Annotated in this window: 11 protein-coding genes; 2 read left to right on the forward strand and 9 right to left on the reverse strand. The window is 45.7% G+C overall.

Features of this window, described 5'->3' with window-relative positions; all coding sequences use genetic code 11:
- Positions 1-162: 162 nt before the first annotated feature.
- Positions 163-648, forward strand: a complete 486-nt coding sequence (locus H6F77_RS25870; protein ID WP_190491792.1) for a tetratricopeptide repeat protein — start codon at positions 163-165, stop codon at positions 646-648.
- A 114-nt stretch (positions 649-762) separates the two neighbouring features.
- Here the strand turns inward: H6F77_RS25870 and H6F77_RS25875 are convergent, their stop codons facing one another.
- The 8 genes from H6F77_RS25875 to H6F77_RS25910 all read right to left on the reverse strand — a co-directional run bounded on the left by H6F77_RS25875 (position 763) and on the right by H6F77_RS25910 (position 10465).
- Entirely contained in the window at positions 763-2937 is a 2175-nt protein-coding gene (locus tag H6F77_RS25875; RefSeq protein WP_190491793.1) for a GumC family protein, read from the reverse strand.
- A 143-nt stretch (positions 2938-3080) separates the two neighbouring features.
- On the reverse strand, positions 3081-4394 hold the full coding sequence (locus H6F77_RS25880; protein WP_199321553.1) for a polysaccharide biosynthesis/export family protein: 1314 nt from the start codon (positions 4392-4394) through the stop codon (positions 3081-3083).
- Between the two features lie 42 nt (positions 4395-4436).
- Positions 4437-5162, reverse strand: coding sequence for a cyanoexosortase B system-associated protein (locus tag H6F77_RS25885; protein ID WP_190491794.1), 726 nt, complete (start codon positions 5160-5162; stop codon positions 4437-4439).
- Positions 5163-5206: 44 nt separating this feature from the next.
- Positions 5207-6079 carry a cyanoexosortase B gene (gene crtB, locus H6F77_RS25890; protein WP_190491795.1) on the reverse strand — a complete coding sequence of 291 codons (873 nt, stop codon included), beginning with the start codon at positions 6077-6079 and terminating at the stop codon, positions 5207-5209.
- 72 nt (positions 6080-6151) lie between these two features.
- Complete coding sequence (locus tag H6F77_RS25895; RefSeq protein WP_190491796.1) at positions 6152-7300, reverse strand: DegT/DnrJ/EryC1/StrS family aminotransferase; 1149 nt, start codon at positions 7298-7300, stop codon at positions 6152-6154.
- A 285-nt stretch (positions 7301-7585) separates the two neighbouring features.
- Positions 7586-8542: a hormogonium polysaccharide biosynthesis glycosyltransferase HpsE gene (gene hpsE, locus H6F77_RS25900; protein ID WP_190491797.1), complete on the reverse strand. Its 957-nt coding sequence runs from the start codon at positions 8540-8542 to the stop codon at positions 7586-7588.
- A 41-nt stretch (positions 8543-8583) separates the two neighbouring features.
- Positions 8584-9567 (reverse strand): hormogonium polysaccharide biosynthesis glycosyltransferase HpsE, encoded by a 984-nt coding sequence (hpsE, locus tag H6F77_RS25905; protein ID WP_190491798.1) that lies wholly within the window; start codon positions 9565-9567, stop codon positions 8584-8586.
- A 217-nt stretch (positions 9568-9784) separates the two neighbouring features.
- Positions 9785-10465: a class I SAM-dependent methyltransferase gene (locus tag H6F77_RS25910; protein WP_190491799.1), complete on the reverse strand. Its 681-nt coding sequence runs from the start codon at positions 10463-10465 to the stop codon at positions 9785-9787.
- Positions 10466-10554: 89 nt separating this feature from the next.
- Here H6F77_RS25910 and H6F77_RS25915 point away from each other — a divergent pair, with 89 nt between their 5' ends.
- Complete coding sequence (locus tag H6F77_RS25915; protein ID WP_190491800.1) at positions 10555-11391, forward strand: dienelactone hydrolase family protein; 837 nt, start codon at positions 10555-10557, stop codon at positions 11389-11391.
- Between the two features lie 222 nt (positions 11392-11613).
- On the opposite strand, the gene H6F77_RS25920 is transcribed toward H6F77_RS25915, so the two are convergent.
- The gene (locus H6F77_RS25920; RefSeq protein WP_190491801.1) at positions 11614-11832 is read right to left on the reverse strand and encodes a hypothetical protein; all 219 of its coding nucleotides are present in this window, start codon (positions 11830-11832) and stop codon (positions 11614-11616) included.
- Between the last annotated feature and the right edge of the window lie 76 nt (positions 11833-11908).

Raw genomic sequence — 11908 nt, forward strand, 5'->3', positions numbered from 1 at the left:
ATGCTTCTGGCATGGGGGCAATTATCCCGCGTGGGGGCAAAAGGTGCGTGCATTCAGTTTGTAAGATCGGTACAGATAATTAAGGTATGTCAAAAAAGCGACTTTGCTGGACGCTAATTTTATAGTAGTTGCATTTATCACATCTAGAATAATTCTAAATTTATGAACCGCATTCAGAGTTCGATCGCCATACTGGTAATCGCCACTGCACTTGCAACTGCTGCCTGTTCGCCTCAGACACAGCAAACAGTGGTCAAAGAGCAGATGAGTGCAAAGCAGTTGAACAATCAAGGCGTAGACAAGCTTGACCAAAAAGACTACAAAGGAGCGATCGCGGACTTTAGCCAAGCTCTGAGCCTCGAACCACAAAACGCCAAGGCTTACTTTAATCGAGGTTTTGCCTACTATAACTTAGAGAATTACCAAAAAGCGATTGAGGACTACACTAAAGCTATCGAGATAAATCCTGTTGATGCAGAGGCTTTCTACAACCGAGGGCTTGCTTACTCAAACCTAGACAGCGATCGCGCAGCCATACAGGATTTTGAAAAAGCAGGACAGCTATACCAGCAACAAGGACAACTTGATGGTTATAAAGATGCTCAGGAGCGGATCAAAGAACTGAAGCAACTGCCAAGCGCGAAGTAATGAACACCTTGCCGGGGCTGCCTCTCATAAGCATCGCTTAGAACTGGCAGGGGAGATATCTCATTTTACCAATAGAGTTGAAAGTGAATATCAAACCCCTTTAGCTCCGCATGGCTATCGCTTCATCTTCTGCTTTGACGTAGGTTTATCTTTCATCTCTTCAGGAGTTTCCACTTGTTGTTCTTCCGCCGCTTTAGCCTCCACTAGATTTGGTCGAGGGGGTCGTGGTATCGATATAACCTTATCAACACCATTGATAACTGCTCCCAAGAGGGGCAACTCTGCTTCCGCCCACTCATCGATTGCCTCAGCCAGAATATTTTCTTGGCTGTAGCCCGGTCGAGTCACTAGAACTATGCCATCAGTGTATGGCTGTAGCACCAAGGCATCATTGCAGCTACTTAGGCTGGGAGTGTCTAAAATCACCAAATCAAAGCGACTGCGTGCATCCTCAAGCAGCCGTCGAAATTCGTCAGATTCGAGTATAGCTGCTGCTTGGCGCACGGGGCCGGGGCTGGGTACGATGTAGAGATTTTCAACATCTGGAACCAAGCGGATGCACTCATTCTTAAAGTGGTAGTAGCGCAAAGGTTCAAGATTGGCGTCTGGGTAGGGAGTAACGTTGAACACTTTAGCGGCAGAAGGCGATCGCAAGTCTGCTTCTACTATCAAAGTTCGTTTACCTGCCCTCGCAGAAGCGATCGCCAAATTATAAGCACTCACCGTCTTACCCTCAGATGTGAGCGTACTGGCGATCGCTACCACCTTCACCGGATTGCTACCAACCCGACGCAGATTGCTGCGGAAGCGTTCGTAAAACGGCAAATAAGGCGAATCAGGATTTAGCAAAACTGGCGTTTCGTCCAATTCCGCATCAAAAATCATCAAATACGGCAATTCCGCCAGCAGGGGCACTTCGCGTTGCCGCATCGCCGCCCTGATTTCCTCGACAGTGTGGCAAATAGCATCTAAAGAAGCAAGCAAGAAAATCGCCCCGCCACCCGCTAACAACCCCAACAAACCACCGATTGCCACCGTTAGCGGCACTTTCGGCGACTGCTTCTCATCACTCTCGACTGTTGCTCCGTTGGGAATAAGGCTGCTGACGGTTTCTGCCTCTGCTGCCTTAGCATCGGCTAGCGCCGCCTGCATTTGACCGTAGAGTTTTTGTTGCAGTTCGACCTGCTGTTGCAGCCGTACTTGCTCCATCTGCTTGTTGGGAAGCGTCGCATATTCGCGCCTCGCTTCCTGCTCCGCCCTGATAGTTGCTACAAGTTGCTGTTGCAGCGTCTCTTTCTGCGTTTGCAAGCCAACGAGCGTGTTAGCGATCTGCTGTCGTGCTGGGTCGAGGCTGCTATCTTTGCGAATTTGACTTGTTAGCGGTTTTGCGATGCCATTGCCGCCAATTACCTCAGCCGCACGCTGCCGCAACTGTTCTTCATAAGCCTTTTGCTTTCGGGCAAGATCGATCATAGTTGGGTGTTCGGGGCGCAAATCCATCTTAAGCAGTTCCCGTTGCGTCTCAACTTGATAAATCTGCGATCGCAAATTCCCAATTATCGGGTCAGCACTCAAAGCAGAAGATGTATAAGCCTGATCTGGAGTTAAACCCAACTTACTTTGCAAACTACGCATCTGGGTTTCAACCCCCCCCAGCGTCATCTTAATCTGCCGTTGCTGCTGTTGAGAGCCAGTAATCGTAGCCAGTACAGTCCCATCCTGAGCCGCCAAAATAGCTGGCCCCTCAGTGCGGACATACTGCTCTAGTTTGCCTTCCACCTCCCGGAGTTGCTGGCTTTCTTGCGGCAAACGTTCGCTAATAGATTGAATAATCGCTCGCAAGCGTGCAGTGTTGATCAAACGGCTTTGCTCTACCATTCCCTGCATTACTGCTTCGAGAGTCTCGCCTGCTCGCTGCGGATCGTTATCACTATAGAAAACTTGAATAACTGATGGCCCTTTTTCTCCTGGCATCTTAATTCGCAGGTTCCTTTCAATCTGTTTGGGATTGCTTTTAACCCGCGCTGCTGCTCCTTTAATTACATTTTCAGACCGCAGAATCGCTTCGTTTAGTTCTTTTCCCTGTTCTTGAATCTGGGTTCCAGTTGTAGAAAATGATGTAGCAGGACGGTTGTAACTCAGTACTCCTACAGCTCTGTAAACAGCCTTTGGTGCTGGCTGTAGAGCAAAGACACCCGCTGCGCCTACACCCAGCGCCAAGCCAGCTAATGGCACTAACTTATGTTTATCTAGGGCGATGAGATAACGCTTGACAATCGGGGGAGTCATGGCCTTTCCTGCAATACGGGTTTTTAATTTATTGGTAAAAGTTAGGAGATATTAATTCAAAACTCAAAACGTGCTGCTTGGCTACGCTAACAAAACCGGAGGCGCGGCGTCTCGGCTCCGCTCATAACTTGACTATTACTAATTTAGCGATTTGTGGAGTTGCCGTCGTTTCTAGTAGGGCTAAACAGATTGGAGGCACTATCTCTTAACGAATCGAAAAATAACAGGAATCCTAGAACATCCCGGAAAGGTTGAGTAAAGACATTAAGCGCATAAGTAACTTTGCTAACAAGACTGCGACCAACGACGATAACATCGTTATTTTGCAGGGGAACGTTTTGAGAAACATTGCCCAGAAGGGCGGCTTTGCCATCTAGTTGCTGGGTAACGGCTTTGCCTTGTTCTGGATCGAAGCGAATTAGGGCAATTTTTCGCAGGTTGGCGGCGTCGGGGGAAGGTGCGATCGCTGCTAAAACATCTACAAATGTACTGCCATTTGCCAAGGTGACGTTGCCAATTCCACCGTTAGCGTAGCTCAAAACTCGGATGTTAATCGAAGGTTGAGCTACGCTAGAGCGCGAAACTAAGTTGCGGTCGTAATCTTGGGTAGTGCCGACTTCTAGCCTTGGTACGACTAAGGCATCCCCATCTTGCAAGCGCAACTCTGGTAATGACTGTCCGTTTTGTAGCGGCGTAAACAAATCAACTCTTTGTTCCAGAATCGATCCATTAACCAGCGATCGCCTCACTATAACCGAACGCAAGTCCGCTTGAGTAGTCGCGCCCCCAGCCACAAGCAGAGCCGGAGCGAGTTGAGAACCTGGCCCCAGCGTGTAATATCCTGGTCTAATTACTTCTCCCGTCACAGTTACTTGAACTGGACGCTGGTTTACTAGGCTTAGGCTGACTTGCGGTTCTATTACATAACGGTTTAAGCCAGAGCGAATTCGTTCTTGGGCTTCTTGCAAAGTTAATCCTACGAGGGGAACGGAACCCAGTAGGGGCGTTATAACATTTCCTTCTTGGTTAATCTGTGCTTGAAAACTAAGGTCTGGAAAACGTAGAACATTGACAGCGATCGCATCTCCTATTCCCAATCGATAGCGGTTAAACTGTGGCGACGGCTGTACGCGAACGGGCTGCGGCGCTGGGTAGCCCACAGGAGGTATGGGATAAGCACGATTAAAAGTAGGTGCTGGTTTCCGACTAGGAGTTTGCTGCGTTCTGCGTCGGGGAGCAGGCGGCGCTGACTGTCCTAAAGAAGGTAAAGTTTGACTTTTGGCAGCACTTGGCAACATTCCATCACCGACTATCCAAAATAGCATTGCCATCGGCAACGTGCAGGCAGTCGTGTAGAGACTCAGCAGCAAGAAAGCTGTTAACCGACAGCACAATTTTGGATTATGCTCGTTCCCAGGGCTGCTGCCCTGGGAATGGGATTTTGGATTAGCAATCATAAATCTAAACGGCTTCCCCGACTCCGGACTCCGGACTCCGGACTATTGACTCTTTCCATCAGTTTTTAACACCTGTGCCATCAAAGCGGCTTGGACTGTTTCACCCAGCGAGATTGCTAGAGGTCGAGCCTTTTCAATTTCGCCGTCAATTGTGCCAAGCGGTGCAATTGGAATCTTGAGACTAACAGCAACCCAAGGAACGCGGCTTCCCTCCCTCTGGGCAGAACGATCTGCGAAAAACCATTGGCTGGGAGCTGGGTGGCCTCCCCCAGACCAAGCGTACCATTGCACGACGGCGTAAGTTTGCTGCTGATTCCAGGCGCGGAAAAACTGGCTCTCGACTTTGGCAATGGGTGAAGTTGGTGCTGTAAACTGCAACTGGCGATAGGAATCTGTTTGCCATTGCTCAACACCGTTAATGTCCATCCACTCCACCTCTGGCTGACCCTTATCATCTTTTTGGGGAAACAACCGCAGAGTTATGGGCTTTTGGTCCTCTCGCTGGATTTCTTGAGTTAACCACTTATGACCGCCAACGATCTCTAGCTCCTGTTTTACAGTCTTCCAGCCCGGAATCGTTAGCCCCTGCTGCTGGAGATTTTTTAGCTGTTTGAGGTTGGCAACTTTTGGTGGATGTGCCCAAGACCACTGTCCGCTGAGGTAGGAGGGAACGGCTGCGATCGCTACCATCAGCAGCAGAAAACACAGCACTAAGACTTTGGGTAATTGCGATCGCTCTATTAACTTGGAAACACTCGCGGTTTTCATAAGTTATTAATAGTTAGTTGATATTCGCCACTTCCAAATTCATACTAATCGCTAACTTCTAAGGTATATCTGTTTATCGCATTCATTAAAACCACAATTAGCCCCAACATACAGGCCGAATAAACGTCACCCCCCCACCCTTCGTGCAACCATGCAAATAAATTATCTTGACCCGTGCCGTGAAAAAAGCTGAGCAAAGTATTGCGAATAATATTAGCAGTGACGCTGATAACTACAGCCCCACTTAACAACAAAATTGCCTTGTTGCGCGAACCCCAAGCACCAGTCCAGTAAAGCAGCATCATTGCCACGTATAAGCTGGTAAACAACATTTTTAGTCCCGCACAAAAAGGTGCTACTTCAACAATTCTTCCCCCCACATATAAATAAATTTCTCTAACCGTCACGTTAAGACCCAGTTGATTCAAAATAAACCCAGCGGTTCCAGCAATAAATTTTTGTAGGGGCAACGTATAGGGAGCAATCAAGTAGGGAACTGCTGTAGGCGTCGCTAAAAATATTAGCAATAGTGGGAAGCTTTGCAGCTTAAAACCAGGTACGCCCTTTATCCACAGGCAAAGTCCGGCTAATATAGCGGGAAAGGATAAATTCACTAAATCAGACAAGCCGCTGAGATACAATATTCCCCCCAAAGTCAGCAATCCAGCACCCACAGGATGCGCTTTATCGGGCAGTTTGCACCACTCGTTCCAGTTGAGCCAAATGATGTAGGCTGCGAAGGGCAGACCAATTAAACCGTGACTGAAATATTCATGTTCAATACTAATGCTTTTTTTTAGCCAACCATCGTACCAATGGACGATTAGGGGAGCATAGAGAACCACCAGCAAACCAATAATAGATACCTCTAGCCAGTAGCGCTCAATTGTACTGGTAACTTTCCGATCGATTTGCATATTTTGTCCTTTGTTAGTTGTTAATTTTCATAAATTGCGAGACGCAATAAATGGGCGTCTCTACAAAAATCATTAATGGCTAATCAACGCTGATTCAATAGCTGTTACCACCATCTTAACTTCGGTGTCGCTCAAGCCAGGATACATCGGCAAAGACAAAATTTCTCTGCACAAAGCTTCAGCATGGGGTAAGTCACCTTCTTGATATCCTAAATTATTAAAAGCTGGTTGGAGATGACAGGGAATAGGGTAATGGATGCCTGTTTGTATGCCTTGAACGGCTAGTTTTTCCTGGATGTTTTCCCTATTTATCGGACAGCTTTCGGTTACTCGAATGACGTAGAGATGATAAATATGACCATTAGTGCTGTGGTTTTGAATGGGAAAAATTCCGCGCGATCGCAATGGTTCTAGTAATGTATCGTAGAGCTGAGCCGCCGAGTTGCGCGACTTATTCCACGAGTCCAAATGGGGCAGTTTGACATTGAGTATAGCTGCTTGTATGGTATCGAGTCGGCTATTCGTGCCTAATTCGGTATGGTAATATTTGCGGGGTGCGCCATAGTTGCGGAGCGATCGCATTTTTTGCGCTACGCTTTCATCGCTGGTAATTACCATTCCTCCATCCCCAAATGCTCCCAAATTTTTGCTGGGGTAGAAGCTAAAAGCCGCTGCTTTGCCAATAGAACCAGCGCGATATCCCTCTCGCAAAGCTAAGTGAGCCTGGGCTGCATCTTCAAAGATTACCAGGTTGTAGGTATCGGCAAAATCTAATAACTGAGGCGGCGAAACCATCTGTCCGTAGAGATGTACTGGCAATATTGCCTTAGTTTTTGACGTTACCGCTTTTGCTGCTGCTACTAAGTCAATTAAGGCTGTTTGGGGGTCGCAATCGACTAAAATTGGCAGTGCGCCTGCGTTTAAAACGCCTATTAGCGTAGCTACAAAGGTATTAGCGGGTAGAATTACTTCATCGCCGACACCAATATTACAAGCCTGTAAACCGAGAGCGATCGCATCCGTTCCCGACGCTACCCCAACCCCGTATTTTACACCGCAGGCATGGGCGAAAGATGCCTCGAATTCAGCTAGAGCCTTCCCTAAAACAAAATCTCCTCTATCTACTACAGACTGAATTGCCTGTTCTATGGACTGCTGAATCGGTTGGTGTTGCAGCGAGAGGTCAACAAACGGAACCTTTACGGGGACATCATTAGTCATAGGTGGATCAACAATAGCGGTTAGATGTTTTTAGCAAAAGCATCCATCTAATATATTTATGGCGGATATTGACAGCGTTGAACGCGCAAAATTATCAAGACTTTGTAAAGTTTTTCTCTATATTCGCTCGCTTTTAGATATTAAATTGGCATTTTCCTATGCTGAAAGCCGGAAATGGAAATATGAGAGCGATCGCATATTTGCTGACTTGCTATCTAATATTACAATTATTTCTTCGCCATGACCTAAAAACTGTAGCTTAAAAAATGATTAGCCGCAGGGGTCTTATTTTCTTCTATTCAAGCTAGTCTTTAAAAATAGAAAGGGGCTAAACAGACTTCCCAGAAAAAATTCCATCTCGAAAGCAGCAATTAGATCGGTTTTAAGTTGCTGTCGGTACTTGATGAAGTGGAATGCGACCCGGCGCAGATTCCCTAATATTGTTCTGAGAATAATAATTGGTTTCTGCGAATTTTTTACATCCACCATTCGCAGCGAACACGTAGCCAAACCACAGCCTCTCGCGAGAGTAAGTAAGTAACCTCGTTCTAGTCGCCATTGGGGAATTTGATGATAGGTATGCATCGCCGGGTTATACCAAATTTCCCAGCCTGCTTTATGGATGTAAAGTAATGGTTCGTAATCATCTCCCTGCACCATTACTCCAGGCAATTTCCCAGTAAGAAAAGGACGGCTGGGGACGCTTTCCAACCAAGCTTGTTTGCGAACAACTAAAGCAGCAGCAGGGGGAAGTCTTAAGCTATCTGCATCAAATAAATGAGGTTTATCTCCATGTTCTCTAATCGCTAGAAATTGTTTTATTTTATCAAAATTTTCTGGTGGTTCCCCTTCAAAAGCGCCGTGAATTTGACCGCTGTAGGCTCCTGCTTTTGGATGTTCTTTCCCAAAGATATAAGCCGCAGCAAGCCAATTAGTATCGGGCAGATTATCATCATCAAGAAAAAAGATTAATTCTCCTCTGGCTTCCCTTACAGCCCGTTGTCGTGCAAAGGCGGCTCCTTGTTCTGCTTCAAAATAATACTTTAAGGGATATGAATATTGCCAGTTATTGATCTCACTTTCAACAATTTTTGCTGTAGCGTCTTTACTGTTATTATCAACAATGATAATTTCCCAATTAAGGTGTTTTATATTAGATTGTTGTAGTAATTTTTCTAAGAGCTTTGGCAACCGAGTTGCACCGTTATAAGTTGGTATAGCAACTGTAAAATCTAAAGACATATTTTCTCAGTATGAAAATTTTATTGTAGATAAGTGTTGTATTAGGAGGGTTCGATGTAACTGTTTTTAGGTAGTTGGTTAAAATAGCCATTTTTCCAGAGGTAAAAAGGACTAATTAAGCTACTGATAAACAACTGCATCTCACAAGCCGCCACCAGGTCGGTTTTGACTTTAAAACCATGTTTGAGTAAGTGAAATACAATTTTTCGCAAGTCGTTTGCCATATAAGCAAGCGTTTTAATTGGTACGAACCAGGGTTTGACGTTCACCATGCGCGTGACATGGCGGCTAAGTCCAATACCGCGAATAAACGGAATTAAGTACTCTTGCTGCAAGCGCCAATGGGGAATTTTGTGGTCGATTTCCATAGCTGGGTTGTACCAAATTTCCCATCCTCCTGCTTGAATGTAAGACAACATTTCTAAGTCTTCACCTGTAAGCATATTGCCATTGGCTCTGCCTGTCAAAATCATGTGGTTGGGAACGCTTTCTAACCAGGCTTGTTTGCGGACGACTAACCCGGCGGAGGGAGGAAGTAATTTTTTGCTAGGTTCATACAGTAGGGGAATAGAACCGCGCTCGGTAATAGCTAAAAATGGGATAATTTTTTTAAAGTTTTCTGGGGGGGGTACTTCAAAATCACCGTGAATTTGGCTGCCATAAGCGCCTGCTTTGGGGTGCTGTTTCCCAAAATTATAGGCAGCTTCTACCCAATTTTGTGTGGGGATATTATCATCATCAAGAAAACCAATTAGCTCCGATTTGGCTTCTTCAAAGGCGCGGCGTCGGGCAAATGCTGCTCCTTGCTGGGGTTCAAAGCAGTATTTTAAGGGATAGTTTTGAGGCCAATTTTGTTGATAGGTTTGAATGAGTTTTGCAGTATTGTCTTTACTATTGTTGTCTATAACAATAATTTCCCAGGATAAAAATGAGATATTAATTTGGCTTCGCAGTTTCTCCAAAACTTCAGGTAAGCGGCTTTCTCCGTTATAGGTTGGGATGGCGACGGTAAAATCAACTGACATGGTATTTAAGACAAACTGAGTATTGCGATCGCGCTAAGTATATCCGACTTTCCCCGGTAAAGGGTAGTGCCGATATCTGCTCTAAGTATGCCCAAAAACTCTAGTTAAAGTAACCACCGCTTATAGAATACGCCCATTGGCTAAAATCAATTTTGGAGTTATGGGAGAAAACAGCTAGGGGCGATTTAACGCGCCGGAAATTTATCGTTATTTGTAACTAGATTGGTCTGCGTCCGCCAAAGACGGCAAAGCTGAAATTTTTGTACCAACAATCCACGTCTTGAAAACCTGCCGCTTCTAGCCAGTCGAGTTGACTGCCAAGAGGTGCCATGCGATCGTATTCCATGCGCTTCAAGGCGGCTGAGAGATCTTCTTCTGAGATACCAAGGGCACGAATTGAATCGAGCCATTGTTGTCGATACTGTTTCTCTAGGTGAGGGGTTTTACCCAAGACTTGCTCGGCATTGACGAACATTCCCCCAGGAGTCAAGGTATGGTAAATTCGCTGATAAAGACGTTGTTTGTCAGGGTCAGATAGATGATGAATTGATAAGCCAGAGATAACTAGGTCATAGTCAGATTCTAAATCAGTTTCAAGGTAGTCATCAATCAATATTTTAGGGTATTTTCCCATGTGACTAAATCGAGCGATCGCTTTCTCCAACATCTCAGTGGCTAAGTCGATGAGGGTGAATTCTGCATTAGGAAAGACTGCCTGAACCATGCCAGAATAAAGTCCTGTTCCCGCACCCAAATCCAGAACCTTTAGGGGTGCGTTGCGCTCGCTAGGTATGACCTCAACTGCTGTTCTGTAAAAGTCATCAAAACACGGAATCAGGGTGCGACGTAGCTTGTCATAATCTGCTGCGGCAGCATTAAAAGCTTGCTGAATGTTCATTTTCTTGTTCGCTGACAATAATAGAAATTTTAGCCATAGAAATAGGCAACAGGCTAGAATCATTTCTGGAGTTATTAGAGAAAACAGCTATGGGCGATTTAACGCGCCGGAAATTTATCGTTGTCTCGACGCTGGCGGCGGGGTTTGCCTTAGCAGTTGAGCCTATTACTGCTGCTGTTATCAAGACGGATAGTAGAGGCTTAGTGGCGGGTGAAGTAAAGATTCCCGTTCAAGATGGGGAAATTCCAGCATATAGGGCTATGCCAGCGACTGGGGCTAATTTCCCGGTTGTGTTGGTTGTGCAGGAAATTTTTGGCGTACACGAACACATTCAGGATATTTGTCGCCGCTTTGCTAAGTTGGGTTATTGCGCGATCGCGCCTGAAATGTTTGCCCGTCAAGGCGATGTTTCCAAACTCACCGACATTCAAGAAATTATCACCAAAGTTGTCTCTAAAGTTCCAGATGCCCAAGTTATGTCCGATTTAGATGCAACTGTTGCATGGGCAGGAAAATCGAGCAAAGGTAACATCGACAAATTAGCAATTACAGGTTTTTGTTGGGGCGGGAGGATAGTTTGGCTGTATTCAGCTTACAACCCCAAAGTTAAAGCGGGAGTTGCTTGGTACGGGCGCTTAGTTAGCCCATCTACGGAGTTAACTCCCAAGCATCCTATCGATATTGCAGCTAATTTGAAAGTACCCGTTTTGGGACTTTACGGTGCTAAAGATGACGGAATTCCTAACGAGACAGTAGAGCAAATGCGTAAGGCGCTTAAGGGTGGGCGCAGCGGTTCGCAAATTATCCTTTATCCGAATACTCCGCACGGTTTTAATGCCGACTATCGCCCAACTTATCGCCAGAAAGAATCTGAGGATGGCTGGAAGCGTTTGCAGGCTTGGTTTAAGAAGAATGGTGTTGCTTGATTAGTGGAGATGACGCTCGCGCAATAGTACTATAAATGGCTCTAAAACCCTTGGTTTCATCGCTGGCTGCCAAGGGTTAATTATAGCCAAAAGCGCGATCGCTACACTTAGCTAAAATTGAGGGTAAGTTAAGAGAGCGATCGCTTTATTAACCCGATTTTAAAGTAAAAATATAATTTAAATTATCTGACACCCTAGAAATTTATCGCCATACAAATACGTTCAAATTAAGGATGGAGCAAAAAATCTGTTAGGAGCAAGCGCTGATAACTGCTGCTCGTTTGCTGGAACCACCATTTGAATCGAACCTGTGCTGTCATTATGAGTTAATTGCACCAAATATTCGGCAACAACCGCCAAAACGCCAAGGCTGGCTGGGGCTAGCTCGACTATAGTTTGTAAAAGAAGCTCAATAATGATTCGCTTACAGTCAACTCTCATGGCTTACCTTCCTTTTGAGAGTTGTCTAGAGTGGGGTGAACAAGAAGCCTATGACACTCTCAGCGTGTAACTAAAT

The organism is Microcoleus sp. FACHB-831 (assembly GCF_014695585.1).
GTDB lineage: Bacteria > Cyanobacteriota > Cyanobacteriia > Cyanobacteriales > FACHB-T130 > FACHB-831.

Coding starts and splice junctions, on each gene's coding strand:
- H6F77_RS25870 (WP_190491792.1), top strand. CDS start 163: ATGAACCGCATTCAGAGTTCGATCGCCATACTGGTAATCGCCACTGCA.
- H6F77_RS25875 (WP_190491793.1), bottom strand. CDS start 2,937: ATGACTCCCCCGATTGTCAAGCGTTATCTCATCGCCCTAGATAAACAT.
- H6F77_RS25880 (WP_199321553.1), bottom strand. CDS start 4,394: ATGATTGCTAATCCAAAATCCCATTCCCAGGGCAGCAGCCCTGGGAAC.
- H6F77_RS25885 (WP_190491794.1), bottom strand. CDS start 5,162: ATGAAAACCGCGAGTGTTTCCAAGTTAATAGAGCGATCGCAATTACCC.
- crtB (WP_190491795.1), bottom strand. CDS start 6,079: ATGCAAATCGATCGGAAAGTTACCAGTACAATTGAGCGCTACTGGCTA.
- H6F77_RS25895 (WP_190491796.1), bottom strand. CDS start 7,300: ATGACTAATGATGTCCCCGTAAAGGTTCCGTTTGTTGACCTCTCGCTG.
- hpsE (WP_190491797.1), bottom strand. CDS start 8,542: ATGTCTTTAGATTTTACAGTTGCTATACCAACTTATAACGGTGCAACT.
- hpsE (WP_190491798.1), bottom strand. CDS start 9,567: ATGTCAGTTGATTTTACCGTCGCCATCCCAACCTATAACGGAGAAAGC.
- H6F77_RS25910 (WP_190491799.1), bottom strand. CDS start 10,465: ATGAACATTCAGCAAGCTTTTAATGCTGCCGCAGCAGATTATGACAAG.
- H6F77_RS25915 (WP_190491800.1), top strand. CDS start 10,555: ATGGGCGATTTAACGCGCCGGAAATTTATCGTTGTCTCGACGCTGGCG.
- H6F77_RS25920 (WP_190491801.1), bottom strand. CDS start 11,832: ATGAGAGTTGACTGTAAGCGAATCATTATTGAGCTTCTTTTACAAACT.